6 protein-coding genes are annotated in these 20,723 nt (G+C 44.5%); all 6 read right to left on the bottom strand.

Annotated elements, in window-relative coordinates:
• Positions 1–72 precede the first annotated feature (72 nt).
• Positions 73–15,207, bottom strand: a complete 15,135-nt coding sequence (locus F6K46_RS17085; protein WP_293058826.1) for a non-ribosomal peptide synthetase/type I polyketide synthase — start codon at positions 15,205–15,207, stop codon at positions 73–75.
• A gap of 152 nt (positions 15,208–15,359) precedes the next feature.
• Positions 15,360–15,515, bottom strand: a complete 156-nt coding sequence (locus F6K46_RS17080) for a hypothetical protein (RefSeq protein WP_293058830.1) — start codon at positions 15,513–15,515, stop codon at positions 15,360–15,362.
• Between the two features lie 124 nt (positions 15,516–15,639).
• Positions 15,640–17,052, bottom strand: coding sequence for a hypothetical protein (locus F6K46_RS17075; RefSeq protein ID WP_293058833.1), 1,413 nt, complete (start codon positions 17,050–17,052; stop codon positions 15,640–15,642).
• A gap of 132 nt (positions 17,053–17,184) precedes the next feature.
• On the bottom strand, positions 17,185–18,573 hold the full coding sequence (locus F6K46_RS17070; RefSeq protein ID WP_293058836.1) for a hypothetical protein: 1,389 nt from the start codon (positions 18,571–18,573) through the stop codon (positions 17,185–17,187).
• Between the two features lie 80 nt (positions 18,574–18,653).
• A complete protein-coding gene (locus F6K46_RS17065) occupies positions 18,654–19,010 on the bottom strand; it encodes an acyl carrier protein (protein WP_293058839.1) in 357 nt (118 codons plus the stop codon).
• 426 nt (positions 19,011–19,436) lie between these two features.
• On the bottom strand, positions 19,437–20,720 hold the full coding sequence (iscB, locus tag F6K46_RS17060; protein WP_293058841.1) for an RNA-guided endonuclease IscB: 1,284 nt from the start codon (positions 20,718–20,720) through the stop codon (positions 19,437–19,439).
• Positions 20,721–20,723 lie beyond the last annotated feature (3 nt).

Below are 20,723 nucleotides of genomic sequence, written 5' to 3'. Positions count from 1 at the left end.
TGTTAGAAATCTGGCGCTCTTTAATCAATTACCTAATGACAGTTACTAAAACCTAAGCCTAGTCAAAACTACTTAGTTTTGTTGTTGTTTACGTCTGTTTTTTCTAATAGTGCTCCTTTCCTGCCTAGTCTTCCCTTTTTTCGATAGCTTATCCCCACGACTTTTGCTAGTTTCTATGGATATTTTTTCCCGATCAAGCTGAGCAATATGTTGGCTTAAGGAATGTACCGTTGGGTTAGTAAACAGTTCAACTATTTCCAGTTCTATTCCTAATAGTTCTTGTAATTTGTTATGCACTCGGATGACAAGTAAGGAATTCCCTCCTATCCCAAAGAAATTGTCATGTATTCCTACTTCTTCTATCTGAAGCACCTCTCGCCAAACACCAGCAATTTGTTGCTCTATTTTGGTTTGAGGTTGTATATGTTCGGTTTTGGCTACAGTTTTTGTTTGAGGTTTTGGCAATCGTTTGCGGTCTACTTTGCCATTCGTAGTTAAAGGTAAAGTCTCCAGAATAATATATTCAAAAGGCACCATATAAGCAGGTAACTTTTGTTGTAAATATTCCCGCAGTTGAAGAGATTTTGGCTTCTCTCTCCTGACTACTGATTCCTGAAACCACTGCTTAGTCTGAGCTAAATCTATTTTTCCACCCACAAAGCTATAAAGCAAAACCTGACTTGATTCCAACTTCAATAACTCTCGTAATTCTTGAAATTCTAGATGGCCAATGGGGCACAACCCAATTTCTTGCTTTGGTGCGCTACTCATCAGTAACTGACCGATATGACCAGCTTCAAACATACAGAAATCCTTTGCTAATTCTCCATATATCGGAGTGATGGCCTTCAATTTACCAATCAAAAATATCGAAAAAGCGGATTGTGCAAAAATGGGTTGATTGACACCATAAACTTGACCGTCAATTTCGTTAGTGCTAGCGAGTAATATCAAACGATGCTCGGCTGGGTGATAGTAATATAAACCGCCTTCGAGACCTTCAACTCGGTTGGGTTTTATCCACAAGTAAGTCTGCACCGGATAGAGACTTCCCGCCGAAGGATAACGATATTTTGGTAGAGGATAATCATCCAGTTTCATTTGTTGCAGGCAACTTAAAAATTTGCTCAACTGCTTCAAAGAAAGTGGTTGAGATAAAAATTGCCGATAACTCTGCCGCTCCAAATATTTCTGAATCAGACTTTCATCTACCTCAGTTTTGGGTAATTCTACACTGTTAACACAGGAGTCTAACTGCTCCAACCCTGGTTGCTTGAGCTTAAATTCCATGCGCTCTACAGGATCTGTTAGCACTCCTTCAAGTTGGCTAGGTTGGTAAGCTTCTGCCACATTTTTTTGTGGCTCCGAGAGGAATTCTTGGTTGACAACAACGTAAGCCACTAACTGCTTTGTCTGCGGATCTTCTCCCACAGCACTAACCACTGCTTCCTTGACCCCTGGATACTGTTTTAACGCTACTTCAATTTCTCCGAGTTCAACACGATAACCATTGATCTTAACTTGGAAGTCCTCTCTTCCGAGAAACTCAATATTACCATCAGGTAAATACCTTCCTAAATCCCCAGTTTTGTATAACGGCTCTTGAGTGAGTGGATGGGTAATAAAGCTCGCTTTGGTCTTTTGTTCATTTTTCCAATACCCCAAAGCTAAGCCCACACCTCCAATATAAAGTTGCCCGGGAACCCAAACCGGTCTTGGTTCCATCAACTCATTGAGCACATAGAAGCGTTGATTCAACAGGGGTTTACCGTAGGGAATACTCTTCCAATCAGAACCAACCTGTTCAATCCTATAGCCAATCGACCAGATTGAGGCTTCGGTTGCTCCACCTAAACTCATAACTTGGACATTAGACCACAGAGACTGGATTTTGCCTGGTAAGTCTACTGGCAGCCAATCTCCACTCAGCATCACCACTCGTAAATCACCAACTGCTGATTGTGAGGTTCCTAACAAATGTTCCACCAACATCTGCATCACAGCAGGAACTGAGTTCCACAGGGTCACTTGGTGAGCCACGATTAATTCTATCCAACCAGCGGGATCCTTTGCTCCTTCTGGTGCTGGCATCACTATGGCTCCCCCAGCTCCTAGGACACCAAAGATGTCGTAAACTGACAGGTCAAAGTTCAAAGCGGCTAAGGCTAGTACCCGATCCGATGGTTTTACTTCAAACCGTTGATTGATGTCATTGATGGTATTGACTGCTCCACGATGATCAATCATCACTCCTTTGGGTAAACCAGTAGAACCGGAAGTGTAAATCACATAGGCTAAATCTTCTGAAGTTTGTACTGGCTCTAACGGAGTTGGATCCTCAATTGCTAACTCTTCAGTATCGACAGACCAACATTTAATTCCATCAGGCCAACTCAGAGACTGTTTCAGATGAGTTTGAGTCAAAACTTGTTCCACTTCCCCTTGCTCGAGCAGATACCACTGGCGTTCTTGAGGCAGCCCGGGGTCTATCGGTAGGTAAGCACCACCAGACATCAATATTCCCAAGACTGCTACTACCTGTTCCCAACCTTTCTCCATGACTACGGCTACTAGCTGATTAGGTTTCACTCCTAATTTCCGTAGTCCATGTCCTAGCTGATGAGACCGCCTGTGGAGTTCCCCATAACTTAGGATTTTTTGGGGAGTAATAACGGCTGTCGATTCCCTTTGAAGTTGTACTTGCTTGAGAAACAAACTATGCAAGATATCTTCAGACCAAGATTGAGCGGTCTGATTCACTTGGGCTTGTAGTGCTAATTGAGCTGTTGGTAATAATTGATGGTAAGTCTCAACCCAAGGTTGGTCACAGGTGGCTAGCCGTTCGAGAAAATCGCAATAAACCTCAAACATTTGATCGATTAGACCTGAGGGAAATAGCCCTTCAACTGTATACCAAGTAAATAGTAGTGCGCCGTTTTCCTCGGTTACTATATGGTCAAGCAAAACTTGAGGCGTTTGAGATGTAGTATAAACGACCTCTCCGAGTTGCTCCAAACCGAATCCTCTTCCCAACTCTTCATCAGCTAGAGACTTTAATCCCAAAGTGCTAGTAAAAACTACCCCCATTGGTTGACTGCGCCCTCGACGATATAGCTCTCGCTGCACTTCTACGCCACTGATGTACCTATGCTCTAAATCTTCCCAGAGCTGTCTTTGCAGTTTTTGAGCACGACTAATGAATGGAACTGCTTCTGAGTTATCTACCTCCAGCAAGATTACAGAGGTGAAGTCACCTATAAGCTCGTTAACTTGAGGATGTAAGGGAAGGCGGTTAAATAGAGTGAGGTTGAGGGTAAACTTTGGACTCTTGCTCCAGTAATTCAATACATAAGCAAAAGCACTTAACAAGATTCCTGAAGGGGTGAGATTTGCTTGGCTAGCCTTGTGTTTTAACTGTTGCCAATGAGTCTGAGACAGTTGAGCCTTGTGACTGTTAAACATTGGCTCGGTAATGGCAGAAGTTATTTTCGCTTGGGGAATTTCTGGGGCGGGAGGTAGGCGGTCAAGACGGTTGAACCAATATTGCTGAGAACGGAGATACTGTGGGCTATCTTTTAGAGCTGACTCAGCCAGCACATAGTCTCGGAAGGAGATTTCAATGGCAGGTAGTGAACTCTCAGGATTATTGTACAGTTGCACCCACTGCTTAAATAGAAGATAGATACTCCAGGCATCAGATATCAACATATCAAGGCTGATATGTAACCGGAAACATTGTTCATTTAAACGAGTAGCCCGTAGATTAAACAAAGGCCACTGGTTAGTTGGCAAAACCTCATGGGACATCTGATGGCGAATCGTCTCTAGCTCTGAAGCAATGGTTTGATCAGACTCTCCCGACAAATTTAAAACTTCAATTTCATAGGGAGGAATTTTCTCAATAATTTGCTGGTTACCGTCAGCTAAAACCACCATGCGTAGCATATCATGGTGGTCTATCAATTGCCTCCAAGCTTGATTTAAGCGTTCCAAATTTAAGTGGTCACAATCTAATTCTATGTAGACATGGGTAGCAATATTGCCTAAGTCAAAAATTTGATTGCGACCGATCCAATAAGCTTGTTGAATGTCATTTAAAGGAAAAGGTTGATACCGTTGCTCTGGATTAGGAATTAGGGTAGGAAGATCGGTAGATAAATCGACAGGGATGACATTGTTGGCGAAATACTCTACCAGTTCTTCTACGGTAGGGTAATCAAATAATAGTGTTGAACTTAAGCTTGTTTCTAAACTTGACTCCAAGCGATTTTTCAATTCCACGGCCATCAAAGAATCTAAGCCTAATTCAAACAAAGGCTGTCGCATTCCAATCTTTTGTGCATCTGTCCAGCCTAAGGTTTTGGCGATCACCGAGCGAATCTGAGTTGTTAATAACTCCTGACGTTCTGAAACTGCTGCTGCTTCTAGTTGTTCCCTAAATGCCGACTTTTGGGTTAATGATGGCTCAGTGGAAATCAAAGCCTCTAACAATGGCATCTTTGCTCCACCCGGTAGTTGGCTGACAAACTTTGACCAATTAATGGGTAACACTCCGACTTGGCTGGGAGAGTCGGATAACAATGAACCCAATGCCTGCATTCCCCTTTCTAGTTCTATGGCACTCATCCCACTAGCCTCCAGCCGCTGCTGATGTCCACTGGCTAAACGAGCTGCCATTCCTGCTGTCGCCCAAGCTCCCCAGTTAATACTCAATCCTGGTAATCCCTGCCCTCGACGATAGTGGGCGATCGCATCCATAAACCCATTAGCGGCAGCATAGTTTCCTTGGCCATAATTCCCCAACATCGAAGCCATAGACGAGAAACAAACAAAGAAATCTAAGGGTAAATCTTGGGTGAGTTGATGTAAATGCCAAGTCCCTGCAACTTTTGGTGCCATCACTTTAGTAAACTGCTCCCAACTGAGGTTTTGCACTAAGCCATCATCTAATACTCCTGCTGCATGAATCACTCCTTTGAGTGGGGGCAATGATGCCCGCATCTGCTGGAAAATCTTAGCCACATCTTCTTCAATCGAGATATCTCCTAATAAAACATTGACATTGGCTCCTGCTGTTTTCAACTCCTCTATGATTTTTTGTGCAGTTTCCTTGGGAGCACGACGCCCCATTAATACTATATTTCTCGCTCCTTGAGTTACCATCCATTGGGCTACTTCCAATCCTAAGGCTCCTAATCCTCCGGTAATCAAATAACTTCCTTCTGCTTGGATGGACTTTGGCTCACCTGTCGATTGTGGCATCTCCACCACAACCTTGCCGATATGCTTGGTTTGCTGCATATACCGGAAAGCTGCTGTTACTTCTTTACTGGGAAATACTTTATGAGGTAAGGCTTGGAGTTTTCCTTGATTCCATTGCTGGGTTAATTCCTCTGAAAGTTGGGCAATTACCTCAGGCTGTTGTCTCATTACCTCTCCGATATCAAAGGGGAAGTAATCAACATCCGGTAGTTTCTGCTTCACCTGCTGTTGCTCCCAAATGCCAATTTTGCCAATTTCGACAAACCGCCCTTGAGGAGCTAACACCGCAAAACTCTTGTCAATGAACTCTCCATTGAGGCTGTTGAGGACAATATCGACGCCTTCTCCCTGAGTCACATTCATTATTTCGTCCGCAAAATCTAGGGTGCGGGAGTTCATAATGTGCTTGATGCCCAGGGATTTAAGAAATTCCCATTTACTCGGGCTGGCGGTAGCAAAGATTTCGGCTCCCGCCAGCTGAGCTATTTGCACTGCGGCTTGTCCTACACCTCCTGCTGCTGCATGTATTAACACCCGCTCTCCTGGTTTAATCTTGGCTAAGTGCTGCAACCCATAATAGGCGGTGAGGAATGTTAAGGGGAGGGTAGCTGCTTCGGTGAAACTCATCTGTTTCGGTTTCGCTATAACCAGCTCAGCAGCAGTGGTGACAAAGCTGCTGAACCCGTTAGGAACCAAAGCCATTACTTCATCTCCCACCTGCCATTGGGAGACACCCTCTCCCACTGATGTAATAACGCCTACACATTCCAATCCCAGGGTCAGTTGCTCTACACTGGTAATACTCAATACTTCGGCGTAATATTCTTGGAGTAATCCTAGAGCATTGAGTACGTCTCGGAAGTTTAAGCCAACTGCTTTGACTTGAATTTCTACTTCCATAGCTTCTGGAGAACGACGCTGCATTGGTTCCCAGTTGAGGTTGTCTATCAGTCCGTATTCCGACAACTTCAATTGCAATGGTTGATTCTTTGGTATAGGCAATTGTTGTTGTGAGGTGAGTTTGTGCTGTTGTTGTCTTACTAATCGGGGGACATAACGAACTCCTTGACGCATGGCAATCTGGTCTTCGTGATCATAAGACAACAGTTGCTCTACCAATTTGGGGATGGTTTCAGAAACAGGGGATTTGGGGTCTAAGTCAACTCGGCAACAGGTTAATTCTGGATGTTCGAGGCGAATAACTCGCCCTAGTCCCCAGAGAGAGCCCTGTTGAGGTTGCACCACTTCTTTTTGATCGAATACACTCTGAGTGCCCATCGTGACTAACCACATCGGCGGTAGGTGAGTTAGTCCAGCTTGAATTAAGGCTTGCACTAAATGCACTACTGTAGCACAACCTAGTTCTTGGGTTGTTTGTAACTCATTCACAGATTCGATTGTTTCATTGACACCCCATAAATGCACAATACCTTTAATCTCAGCATTATCTTGCAGCAGTTGTTGGAATTGCTCAGCAACAGTGGGGTTGATTTGATAATGTTGAGCATCTAATTTTTTGTACTCTGACCCTGGAGATACCCAAATACAGTTGTCTCCCTTTTGCTGTAACTCCTCTCCAATAAGCTCTGCCAATTCACTAGTGAGAGTAAATACTAACCAATTACCTGTTTGATGTTCAGGAGTAGATTCCGAAGTTGATAATAGGGGTTGGGCTTGCCAGTTGATTTGATAAAACCAATTACTCAAATCTTCATCCAGAGTCATCAGCAAGGTTTCAGGATTGGCTTTCCTCGATTCAAAACCAGTGACCTGAGCTACCAGCTGTCCTTGTTGGTCAAATAATTGTATATCGGCTTTGAATTTTTCGTCTGATTGTTGGTCTTTCGAGCCACGAGTATAGCACCAAAGCGATCCAGGCTGAGGAGGATTATAGAAAGTAAATTTCTCTACCCTAAACGGTACAAAAGTCTCATTCTTGTCGTCGGAAAGATTTACAATAAGTGCTGCAACTGACTGAAAGCACGAGTCAATCAAAGCTGGATGTAGTTGATATTTTGTTGCATCCAGCACTGTTTGGGGTACTCTCAGTTGACCAAGAACTTCTCCGTTTCCTAACCATAGCTGCTCAATCCAGCGGAAACTCTCTCCTAATTTAATTTGTCTCTCCCAGAGATACTGGTAAATTTCTGTACCCTCTATTTTTTGAGTACAACGAGCTTGAACCTCTTGAGGGGATATTAGTGATTGTTCAGTCTTGGTAGTAGCAAATTTTCCTGTAGCATGAACAGCCCAAGAACCGACTTGTTTACCATTTTTTGAAACCCCATTAGTCTGTGAGTCTAAAGAGTCGTCAAAGCTAATTACTTGAAATGTATAGGAGCTATCGCTGGGAGTCAAAGCTACTTGAACCTTTCTTACTCCTGGCTCCGGAATGGCTAGAGCTTGGGGAAAGAGAATATCTTCCAGTTGACATGCGGTTGTGGGCAAGGTTAGCGATGCTGCTGCTAACAACAGGGAAATGTGGCTGGCACCAGGAACTACTACCCGGTCATAAATACGATGGTCTGCTAAAAAGGGTAGGGTAGTGGTACTAAAGTCAGACTCGAAAAAGATTTCTTTTGATAAGGGAGATTGGAATTTTTGATTAATCAGGGGATGGAGTTTGATTGCCGAAATGGCTTTGGCATCCCAACCCTCAGCAGTTTGCACCCAATACCGTTGTCTTTGGAAGGGATAAGTTGGTAAGGAGACTTTCTGACGACTGTAATCTTGGTCAAATCCTGACCAATCTACGTTAGCTCCCTGTACATAAAACTGTCCCAAACTAGAGAGCATTTGTTGCCATTCATCTACTCCCGGACGTAATGATGGCAACCACAGACCTACCTCTTCTGCTAGGCATTGACGCCCCATCCCTAATAATATTGGTTTGGGTCCGATTTCGAGGAAGGTTTCATAGCCTTGTTGGTGTAACTGATTCATTCCTTGGGCAAATCTTACCGGTTGGCGCACATGACGAACCCAATATTGTGCGGTGGCGATGCTCTTGTCAGCTTGGGCTCCTGTGACGTTAGAGATGATGGGAATCCTAGGTTGATGGTATGTAATTTGCTGGGCTAGTGCTTCAAACTCTGCCAACATCGGTTCCATTAGTGATGAATGGAAGGCGTGGGATACTTGTAGTTGTTTAGTTTTGATTCCAGCTGATTCTAGGCTACTGACCATGGCTTTGATGGCAATAGAGTCCCCTGAAATGACTACACTTTCTGGCCCATTGATGGCTGCTAGGGAGATTTCTGGTTGAGCCCCAATTACTTCTGTGACATAAGATTCTGATGCCCTCACCGAAACCATCTCACCACCAGCCGGTAATTTCTGCATCAAAGAGCCTCTGGCAGCAATTAGTTTCAAACCATCTTCTACACTGAATACTCCTGCAACAGTTGCAGCTACATATTCACCCACACTATGACCCATGACGACATCCGGTTTAATGCCCCAAGATTGCCACAACTGATACAGGGCATATTCCACAGCAAACAAAGCCGGTTGGGTATAAGCCGTTTGTTCCAAGACAGACTCCTCTGCTTCTACCGAATAGAGAACTTCCAGTAGAGGTCTGTCTAAATAGGGTTGCAAAATTTCCCCACACTGGTCTAGAGCATTTCTGAAGGTTGGTTGAGTCTCATACAGTTGTTGCCCCATTCCCACATACTGAGAACCCTGACCCGTGAACAACATTGCCACTCTGGGGGATTCTCTGCCACTCGCTACTCCACTCGCTTCTTCCCCTGTACCGAAAGCCCTCAGTTTCTCTTGCAACTCCTCTGTTGTCCCTGCCACCAGACTCAATCGGTGATTGTATGACAACCTTCCCGTGTTAGCTGAGAAGCAAATATCCGCTAAGGCTTGCTCCGGATGGCTCTCTAGATGTTGAATGTAGCTCTGGGTTAGCTGGTACAATGCTTCTTCATTCTTGGCAGATAGCCCCAATACATGTAATGGTCTTTCCCACTCTATTTGAGGGTTTTCAGGTAGAGATGGCGCTTCCTCGAGCACCACATGAGCGTTCGTCCCTGTAAATCCAAAGGAACTTACTCCAGCCAATCGACGACCAGATACCTCCCATGGTTTCAGTTCCTGTGGTATCTGTAGCCAAGGCTGCCAGTCAATCTTAGGATTGGGCTGCTGCAAGTGTAGATGAGCTGGCAGAAGTCGATGTTGTAGGGATAACACCACCTTGATTAGTGCCGAGACTCCCGCCGCTGCCTCCAAATGACCAATGTTCGTCTTCACCGAAGCCATCCATAGGGGGTACTCTGGAGTACGTTCCTCTCCCAACACCGCCATGGCTGCATTTACCTCTATCGGGTCTCCCAAGGATGTTCCTGTACCATGAGCCTCCAAATAACTAATCTCACTAGGCTTGACCTGTGCTTGAGCTAGGGCTTGCTTCATCAGTCGTTGTTGCGAGAGTCCATTGGGTACCGTTAACCCACTGCTCGGTCCATCCTGATTTACTGCACTACCCCGAATCAGTGCTAATATCCGGTCTCCATCTGCCTGGGCATCACTCAAACGTTTGAGCAGTACGATACCACAGCCCTCTCCCCGTCCATAGCCATCTGCTGAGATATCAAAGGTCTTACATTGCCCATCGGCGGAAATCATTCTGGCTCTGGAAGTCCCAATATAGGAGTCTGGGGTCAGATGCAGTTTCACTCCTCCCGCCAGAGCCATCTGACATTCTCCCAGTCGCAAACTGTTGCTGGCTTGATGAATTGCCACTAGAGATGAGGAGCAGGCAGTGTCAATTGTGACTGTTGGTCCAGTGAACCCAAAACTGTAAGCCAAACGACCTGCGGCACTGGAGATGTGGGTTCCTGTGCCCACATAGTTGGCTAAGGGACTCTCTGGGGACTGCTGCAAGTGCTGCTGGAGCAACTGTTCGTAGTCATGGCCATCATTGCCCACAAACACACCCACAGATGCTTCATCCCGGCGCTCTAACACCTGCCCTGCTTGCTCTAGCGCTTCCCAACTCACTTCTAACAGTAGGCGGTGTTGGGGATCCATTGCCGGTGCTTCACGAGGGGAAATCCCAAAAAAGCTGGGGTCAAATTGCTCTACATCCTCGATAAAGTGACCGTAACGAGTCAGCATCTTTCCTGGAGCATCTGGATCTGGGTCGTAGTAGGCTTCAATCTTCCACCGCTGTGCAGGAATTTCTTCCCGGGCACTGATTCCTCCTTGCAGCAACTGCCAGAATTTTTCTGGGTCCGATGCTCCTCCGGGAAACCGACAACTCATGCCAATTATGGCTATGGGTTCATTCCACTCGCTTCTTTTCTGGGGCAACTGAGTATCAGCTGCACCCCCTGAACTTAGCTGCCATACTTCTGAGATGATATAATCGCTTAGTCTTTCGATGTTGGGAAAATCAAAGGTTAAGGTTGATGGTAGATTTACTGCTAATAACTGGCCAAGTCGATTTCTTAACTCTACTGCCATCAATGAATCCATCCCCAGCTCGAAAAATCCTACTTCTGGGTCGGGTTTGTCTGTCGGTGGTAAGCCTAATACACAAGCGACTTCCTCTTGCAGTGTTTGTCGCAGCAGCTGTTTTCTTTGAGCCTCACTGACTAACAACAATTGTTGCTGTAACTGAGAGCTCCTCTCGGTTGTTGATTGCACCAGGTCTTTCACTTCTGGTGGTAGCACCTGAGCGAAGAAATTCAGCTGTGTGGGACTTAACTTTTGACTCAACACCTCCCAGTCAAAAGCTAGCACTCCTAGCTGTCCCCCTGCTCCCAACTGCTGCTCTAGTACTTGCAATCCCTGTTCTGGTTGAATCAGTTTCACTCCCATCATTGCCCATCGCTGTTTTTGGGCTGGGGACATCTGTGCTGCCATACCCACTTCTGACCATGGTCCCCAGTTGAAGCTCAACCCTGGCCAACCTAGACTACGACGATAAGCACACAAACCATCTAGAAATGCATTGGCAGCAGCATAGCTACTCTGAGCAGCACTACCTAACACACTAGCGGCTGAGGAAAAGCAGATGAAAAAGTCGAGATTCTCATCCTGAGTCAGTCGATGTAGGTTCCAACCTCCCTCCACTTTGGGACTCATCACTTTGACCAAACGCTCCCAACTTTGGTTCTCTAGCAGACCATCATCCAGTACCCCGGCAGCGTGGAGTACCCCTCGTACAGGGGGCATTGTGCTTTGCCATTCTGTCCATGCTTGTCTGAGCTGTGTCCAATTACTGACATCTATACTTGCTACCTGAATCTTGGCTCCTGCTGCCTCCAGCTCTGCTATTTTCTGCTGTTGGATTTCATTGGTGATTCCCCGCCTTCCTAGCAATACCAAGTTGCGGGCTCCCTGTTCCACCCACCGTTGGGCTATTTGTAATCCTAGGGCTCCTAATCCCCCACTGAGCACATAGCTGCTTTGTGAGTTCAGCTTGAGTGATGGTGGGATTTTTGGGTAGCGCACTAACTGAGGCCAATAGCGTTTTCCCTGACGATATGCCACCTGGAGCCCTCCTGGTTGGGTTGCCACTTCTGTGTACACCTGTTGGGCGGCTACCGTCAGCTCCTGGTTTTCTTCGAGGTCGATTAATCCCCCCCACAGTTGGGGCTGTTCCTGGGCAATGACTCGCCCCAGACCCCACAGAGGTGTCTGGCTGATCGCCACAGGGTTAGAGTCCACGGCTTGGGCTTGGCGAGTTACTACCCACAGTTTGGACTGAAATCCCGGTAGTTGGCTGATTACTTGTACCAGCTGTAGTAAGGGCTTGATACTTTGTTGCCAGTTCGTCTGCCAATCCCCATCTTCTGGCAATTCATCACTAGGCTTGTTCAAGTTCCACAAATAGATGATTCCATGAAGCGGTAGAGTCTGGTTCTCATTCAGTTGAGTCAGAACTGTTTCTAACCTTTCCTTGCTCAATTGACTGGGATCTGACTCAAGCCAATGGCATTGATGGCCCTGTTGTGTGAAATACTCAGCTAATTCTGAGGCTAAACCCTTGTTCTGAGCAAGCAACCACCATTGTCCTGGTGGTAGGCTGTCTTGGGATAGTGGGGGTTGAACTTGCCATTCAATTTCAAACAGCAGCTCTGATACAGATGCTTGAGCTACTTGTCGCTGATGTAGTTTGATTAAAGATTCTATTGCCTGTTCTGGGGTGTTCGCTTCCCAAACTGTTGGGCTAGCCTCTAGTTGTTGCAGCAGGGCTTGGGTGTTCCCTTGTTGCAATAGAGTTAATACTTCTGAAGAAGATGCTGGTTGCTTGGTTGGAAGTTGTTCTACCCAGTACTTTTGTCTTTGGAATGGATATGTCGGTAAGGCTACTTTGTTACGAGTATAATCTCTATCAAAGCCTACCCAGTCTACTTTGACTCCCTGTACATATAACTGTCCCAAGCTGGAGAGGAGCTGTTGCCATTCATCTACTTCCGGACGTAACGACGGTAACCACACACCAAACTCTTCTGGGAGACACTGCCGCCCCATGCCTAATAATATTGGTTTGGGTCCGATTTCTAGGAAGGTTTCATAGCCTTTTTGGTGTAAGACTGTCATTCCTTGGGCAAACCGCACTGGTTGGCGGAGATGATTCACCCAATATTCGGCAGAAGTAATCTCAGTATCCACCAGTTTGCCAGTAACATTGGATATCAGTGGTATCCAAGGCTGATGGTAGGTGATTTGATGGGCTACTGCTTCAAATTCTGCCAACATCGGTTCCATCAACGGTGAATGGAAAGCGTGAGATACCTGTAGCCTTTTGGTCTTGATTCCCTTAGCTTCTAATTTGTGACAAATAGTACCAAGATCTTCACTGGCTCCGGAAATAACTATACTTTCTGGGCCATTAATGGCTGCAATCGCTACTCGATCATGCAATGGTGCGATCGCGTCTTTAACCTGCTCCTGTGAGGCCAAAAGTGAAACCATCTCACCGCCAGACGGCAACTGCTGCATTAATTTTCCGCGATGGGCGATTAGTTTGAGACCATCCTCTAAGCTAAAAACCCCAGCTACACAAGCAGCCACATACTCGCCAACGCTATGCCCCATGACGGCATTTGGTTTAATACCCCAGGATTTCCAAAGTTGATAGAGGGCATATTCAAAGGCAAATAGGGCCGGTTGGGTATAGGCGGTTTGATCTAAAACAGATGAAACCTGCTCTTCTACTTGAGTAGGATACAGTACCTCTATTAGGGAATGCTCCAGATCCGGGCGCAGAATTTCATTGCACTGCTCGATAGTTTGGCGGAATATGGGTTGGCTGTCGTAGAGTTGGCGTCCCATGTTGAGATATTGGGAGCCTTGACCAGTGAACAAAAAGGCTATTTTGGGCTGCTTTTTGCCTTTCACCTGAGCACTGATCAATCCAGTGGTGTCTTTATGGGCTGCCCAAGCACTGAGTTGCTCAACCAACTGCTCCCTTGAGTCAACCACAACAGCAAGGCGGTATTCGAAATGCGATCGCCCTGTATTTGCCGTAAAGCAAATATCTGCCATTGCTAGGTTGGGATTAGCCTTTAGGTGATGTTGATAACCCTGGACTAAATCTTGGAGAGCTGCTTCTGTTTTTGCTGATAGGGTTAATAAATGACAAGAACGCTCTAGTAAATTTTGACTTTTGACTTTTGACTTTTGAATTTCTAAAGGCGCTTCTTCCAACACCACATGGGCATTGGTCCCACCAAAACTAAAGGAACTAACCCCTGCCAATCTGGGTGCTTTTTGGACTGACCAAGGCTGAAGCTCAGTAGGAATTTGAATAGGAGTATTTGCAATTTTAATATAAGGGTTTAACTGGTTCAAATGGAGATGGGGTGGAATTTCACCATGTTGTAGGGACAACACCGCCTTAATTAACCCCGCAATGCCCGCAGCAGATTCTAAATGACCAATATTAGTCTTGACTGAACCAATCCAACAAGGTTGATTGGGCTGCCTATCTTCCATCAGCACTGCCTTGAGAGAATTTACCTCAATGGGGTCTCCCAAAGGGGTTCCCGTACCGTGGGTTTCTACATAACTAATTTGCGCTGGTTTAACCCCAGCATTGGCTAAGGCTTGCCGGATCACTGCTTGTTGAGAAGGACCATTGGGAGCTGTTAGTCCATTACTGTGACCATCTTGGTTAACCGCTGAACCTCTAATAATTGCCCGAATATTATCCCCATCCCGGATTGCATCTGCCAGCCGCTTCAGGACAACAACGCCACATCCTTCTCCCCTAACATAACCATCCGCAGCTTGATCAAACGTTTTGCAACGCCCATCTGCTGACATCATCTTAGCCTGGGAGCAAATAATTGTCGGCTCTGGCATAAGAATTAGATTCACCCCTCCAACCAGGCACAGATCAGATTCCCCTGTTTTCAAACTTTGGCAGCCATAGTGAAGTGCTACTAAAGATGAGGAGCAAGCGGTATCCACAGCCAGACTTGGTCCGCGCAGATTCAGCACATAAGATAAGCGACCAGGAATAATCGATGGGTTTGTTCCAGTTCCACTGTATGCATCTAAGCCAGAAATATCTCTGGGCATAAGCACAGAGTAATCACAGTTGGTAACACCAACAAAGACCCCGGTCTGACTACCAGCTAATCGTTCTGGTGCTATTCCCGCATTTTCCAAGGCTTCCCAAGCTACTTCCAAGATCAGTCTTTGCTGGGGATCCATCTGCTTAGCTTCGCGGGAGGAAACACGAAAAAAGTTCGGTTCAAATCCATCTACTTGTTCTAATAAACCGGCACAACGGGTATTCATTTTGCCCGGGGTAGCTGGTTCAGGTTCATAAAATGCATCAATATCCCATCGGTCTTTAGGTATCTGAGTGATCCCATCTATCCCATCATGCAGAAGTTGCCAAAACTCTTGTGGTGTTTCAGCCTGAGGAAAACGACAACCAATGCCAACAATTGCTATAGGTGTTGAGTCTGAAATCATCAATACTTACTCAATTATTTAATATACTTTAATTACGCGGTTTAAAACTACTAGTAAATACAAAGATTAAAAGTTTTTTTGCTTACCCAATCAAAGTGCTCCGGGCATTCCTCCCTGCCCACTCAACAAGGATGGAATAGGGTGCACTAAGATCAGATGATTAAGGTTTGGTTGTTGGTATCTAGGAGAATTATATAGCAATTATACGACTTTTGAGGTACACAATTTCTAGAGTTTAGGGAACAGGGAACAGGGAACAGGGAACAGGGAACAGGGAAGAGATAAGAGGGAATAGCGATGCGCTGCATTAAGAGGTGCGACCCGTGGCGAATTTAATTCTTAATAGGTCAAGCGCACCTAACAGGGAATCAACGTCAAAGAAGACTGTACCTCATGAGTCCTAGAAACGCTATAGTATGTTTCCCATGTCTCTTACTCCACCGAATTAGTCACCAATCTAGAAAACTGATCCAAGGTTTGACGATTAGCTTGCAGGGCTTTGTCAATTGAGCCAGCAGCTGCCATCAATCCCATTTCGCGGTTGACAGGCCAAAGGTAATCAATCTCTTCACAAAAACGCCGACTATTTGATAAGAGATTTTGGTAGTTTTTAAGAGCCACATGAAATCCCTCGTGTTCCTGACAGAAACACTGCTGCATCCAATCAAGCGCTTCTCTTTGGGACATACCAAACACAGGTGATTTCAGGACCTTATAAACAAAATCAATCGTAGAAAAGTTATCTTTAGACATCAATACTGGTGATGCACCAGAAATTCCATTATGGAAATTTTTCTGAATTAAATAGATTGTCCAATTAGCGACAAGTTTTTCGTAGGCCGTTGGTTTTGATAATTCTTTGTACAAGTTTCTACCAAGAAAAAGGGACGTTGTGGTGTGAAACGCTTCATCCAACAAATGATAGTAGGAAATGGCTGTTGGACTTGGGATAAATTCACCTTTTTTTTGCAATTTTTGGAAATATTTATAGATAGTGAGTTCTACATTTTTGACTGCCATATTCGCAATGTAGCGCAAGGCATAGTATTGGCACGCCATAAAAGGGGAACCTCCCCAGTTGAAGGTCAAGAACCGTAAGCGAGAGTCTGGTGCTAATCCTAGTCCCCAAAATCCCCCAGCAGACCCTGGTATTGATGGGCTTTTCTGCTCTAATTCCCTCAAATACTGAGAATAGTATTGTTTTGAACTGCTCAACATCCCTTTAGCGATGAAACCCAAGGTTTTATCTCGGTACTCTGACCAGGGCAAATTTTTCAGACTCAAGTATAAATGTTGTGAATCTGAAGACTTTGAACCATTAGCTAAGCCCCTTTTTCTCAATTTGTACGATTTCCCTTTGAGGGGAGCTTTAAAGGCATCTTTCCCTAGTAACGTTCTAGTTGTTAAAAATCCGATTTTGTGAAAGGCGTGAATGTGAGAACGCTCCTGTTCAGTTTCGAGATCCAACTCCTGGGATATAGTTTCGTAACCGCCAATGGCAGCAAAAACACTCTCAGTAACTTGATTATAAGTAATGACCTCAGTTTCCCCAGCAGCAATATTATGGTATGCCAAAAACCAATTCAGGTGATTGAGTGCTATTTTTTGAGAGGGAGAAGCAACTTCATACAGGGGGGTGCCATATAATATGGATTGTTCCGGTTCGCTCCAATAGTGATCGCTATTTTTATGGTAGTTAAAGCTTTTCTCGAGTTCTTCTATTTTTTCTGTATAGTTTGATTCTAAGTTACTGCGACATGTTTTTTCAATTGCGGTTAATGTTTTATTGCCCCGTGAGAGCGTTTTTTTTTGGTTTAATTCGGCTGTTTGCAACTGTTGTGCCATTATTTTTTTATCCAGAATGTATACTAACTATTACAACTAAATTCCATCTGAAAATATTCTAAGTTTGACCGTGGCGTACTATCCACTGCCCCAGAAAATGATGATGGTATCTAACGGAAAAAATCGAGTAGTTTAGGCTACGGACTTAGCAAATTGTTTAAAGCTTTTTATATTTGCTTGGATAGCCCGGTCAATGTTAGCTGCTGAGTCCATCAGGCGCATTTCTCGATTGACTGGCCAGAGGTAGTCAATGTCATTAAAAAAGCGCCGAAGATCAGACAGTAACCGTTGGTGGTACTTGAGGGTAACGTGAAATCCCTCATTTTCTTGACACAAACTTTGTTGCATACTATTGAGTGCTTCGTCCGAAGACATCCCGAATATCGGCGATCGCAGTATTTTATAGCACAACAACATAAACAGCGGCTCATCTGTTACGCACTCACTGGGGAATATACAAGAAATTCCGCTCAAAACATTATGCTGCATCATGTAGATCGCCATATTGGCCACAAATTTTTCATAGGCCGTTGGCGGGGAAAAGTCTTTGTATAAGTCGCGAGCAATGGTCTGGGAAATGGTGGTATGAAACGATTCATCTAACAAATGGAAGTGGGAAATAGCTGTGGGGGTGGGAATGAACTCAGATCCCTTGTGCAAGTCCTTAAAATACTTGAAATAGGAATATTCCTTATTTTTGAGATTTGCATTAGCAATATAGCGCATGGTATAGTATTGGCAAGAAAAGAACGGCGAACTTCCCCAGTTGTAGGCAAAAAACGGCTGCATCTGCCGAGGAGCTAATCGTCCTATTATCCCCTCTGCATGCCCAGGAATTGGCTCATTTCTCTGCACTAGTTCTTCCAAATACTGCGAACGGTAGTTTTTTTGCCCAGGAAGCATTTTTTCAACTGTCCAGCGCCAGGTCTTATCCCAGTCAAGGGACAAGAGCAACTTCTTCGGTAGTAAGTTGACAATATTTCCTCTGAGTCTCCTCTGTTTCTGCGATTTGTACCATTTACTCTGAAACGAATTTTTTAATAGGGCTTTGCCCAGCAGCGCCTGCTTAGTCTTGTAACCAACTTTTTGAAAGGTTTTAACGTGGTAATGTTCTTGGTTGGTTTCGGTTTCCAATTCCCGGCATAGGGTTTCGTAGCCACCAACTTTTACAAAAACGCCCCTTGTGACTTGGTTGTAAAGGATAGTTGCTGCTTCGTTAGCAGCTACACCATTGTACATGGCAACCCAGAACAGATGATTGAGCGCAATTTTTTGCGAAGGTGAGGCAGCTTGGTAAATGGGTGTACCGTAGAGCACCGAAAGTTCTGGGTCACTCCAATAAAAATCGCGATTAACCTGATAGTTAAAGTTTTTACCTAGCTCCTCTATTTTCTCGGTATAGTCAGACTTAACATTATTATTAAAGGTTCTTTCAATCAATGTCAAATGCTTCTGATTATTTTTGTCCTCCAGGTTGGAAGCTTGACTATTTCTGGTTTGATTTGATACAGTTTTTATCACTTTTTTTTCCCGGTGAGTGCAATTAACAACTTTGATGATGTTTATAGTGAAACTGAATCAATGGGAAGATTTAATCCCATTTAAGCCTCTCCTTTGAGTTCATTGGCTAAATGCTGCGCCAGAGATTCAACACTTGGGTAATCGTAAAGAAGGGTAGGAGCGAGTTCCTGCTTTAACCATTCCTCTAAGTCCCCCGTGATTCCAACAGCTGCACTTGAATCCAAACCATAGTCATTAAAGTCTAAGGTAATATCCACCTCATCGGGTTCGATTTCTAACATTTCAGCCAGATAGGATACTAACCAAGCTTGAATTGTTGCTGCAGTTATAGGTTCTTGAGGAGGAGCTATGTGACCATTGTCAGTGCTACTTACTGAAGTATTACTTACTGAATCTATTATTGGCATCTCGGCAACTTCTAGATTTTGATTTTCCATTGTTTAAAAATCCTCGATAATTATTGCTACAATTGACATCAAATGTTCAATTTTGGGAGATAGCCTTAGCTTCTATCATTCCTGTTGTTGGAACTTTAACCTCCCAGACCAAGTCAGCCAATTCACTAGTGCGGATTTAACAGTAAGCTAAGTTAATACTGAGAAGCAATAACAATTGCCAACCCCAATCCCATCACTCTTAATCGTTATTTTTGGCTTCGGTTTCTGCGTGGAATCCGCCATTGATTCTACTGGTGTTGTGGGATCTAAATGCATCGACATAGGTCTTTCTCAGATTCTGCTGAATTTAATACATCCAAAGTTCCATCTGAGATGCGGCAAGGGGACTCCCGTTATACCCGGCACGGGTTAGCGGGAGGGGAATTGCCGCCAACAAGTAAACTACCCGATAGGGTATCCTTATTTTCAAGATTGATATTCATAGCCGTCAGCCTTGTGAATAGTTTTCAAGTATTTGGGATGTACGTCAAATTTTTGAGTTGGTAGTTGAAGGGTAAAGCTAGGTCTAAAGCGAATTGCAATACGTCCGACATATTGACCAGCAAACTTACCTTTGATGACATCAGCTTTAACAATATCACCTGTTTGAAAACCCTGAAAAAACTTAGCTTTTGGAGCGTGAGCTTTCGGAAACCCATATTTGTTAGGACGACAACGCTGCCTAGTTCCGTGTCCTTTAGCTGCAATTAACAGCGGTTTTATTCCCCTGATAAGTAGCCGCTCAGGTGTTGATTTCCCAACACAAGAAGCATCAGTCCAATGGTGTTTTTCAATCATTCTGACCTTACGGTTAAATTTGGTCAGTCCCCCAGAACCTACTTCTACAGGTAACCCGGTTTCTTGAAGTCTTCTATACAATTCCCATCGGGTAGTATTAACCGCAGTCGCGTCTTTAAGTGAAGTCTTGGTTTTCCCCTTAATTTTCTTCAATAGTTCAGGCTTTTTACTTAAAAAATCTTCTACATATTTGTTACCTTTTTTCTGATTACAAGGTCTACAAGCTAAGGTGATATTGCTTACTCTGTTAGAACCTCCTTTTGATTTGGGGACAATGTGTTCTATTTCCAATGGGGTGTTTTCAGCGTTGCAGTAGACACATTTTCTTCCCCATTTGGCAAGCAAGTATTCCTTGACCTCAAAGCCGAATAACTCACCGCGTTGATATTCAACCTCGCTAATTTCAGGGTTTGGCATTTGCTGCAAATCAAACCTGACTAACTCTTGAGAAATAGCGCTAATCGGACAGACTTTTCTAATTCGTTTCACCCAAGTCTCAATATTGTTAATTCGGCTTTCAAGAGATGGGGGTAACCATCCTTGTCTACCAGTTCTGTTCAAAAAACGAGGTTTGCGATATCGAGTCTTACGGTTGCGTCTACCTCTCCTTAATGCCCTGCGAGAGTCTAGAGAATTCTTAATCTGTTGTCCCCTGTGAGATATTTCTAAGGCGCTTGTGACACGTCCTGTTTCTTCTTGAACAATAGCCATCCCGCTTGTTTTACTACCAGGGTCTATCTTTAAACGATGTGAATGAGTGACAGATTTTTCTAAAATCCTGTCTTTTAATACAATTGTAAATGGGTACCGTTTAAATACTTTAGCCCTTCCCATGTTCAATAGCTCTCTTGCTCGTGCCGGGTGGCATGGATCCAGTGGTTTCTTATTTTGATCTAGAACGAAAACTCGCATTAC

Source organism: Moorena sp. SIO3E8 (assembly GCF_010692445.1).
Classification (GTDB): Bacteria; Cyanobacteriota; Cyanobacteriia; order Cyanobacteriales; family Coleofasciculaceae; genus Moorena; species Moorena bouillonii.
The sequence above is the reverse complement of the archived record's forward strand: the minus strand, read 5'-3'. Positions and strand labels throughout refer to the sequence as shown.

Excerpts from the sequence above, each read along its gene's own strand:
- F6K46_RS17085 (WP_293058826.1), bottom strand. The coding sequence starts at position 15,207 with ATGATTTCAGACTCAACACCTATAGCAATTGTTGGCATTGGTTGTCGT.
- F6K46_RS17080 (WP_293058830.1), bottom strand. The coding sequence starts at position 15,515 with ATGCAGCGCATCGCTATTCCCTCTTATCTCTTCCCTGTTCCCTGTTCC.
- F6K46_RS17075 (WP_293058833.1), bottom strand. The coding sequence starts at position 17,052 with ATGGCACAACAGTTGCAAACAGCCGAATTAAACCAAAAAAAAACGCTC.
- F6K46_RS17065 (WP_293058839.1), bottom strand. The coding sequence starts at position 19,010 with ATGGAAAATCAAAATCTAGAAGTTGCCGAGATGCCAATAATAGATTCA.
- iscB (WP_293058841.1), bottom strand. The coding sequence starts at position 20,720 with ATGCGAGTTTTCGTTCTAGATCAAAATAAGAAACCACTGGATCCATGC.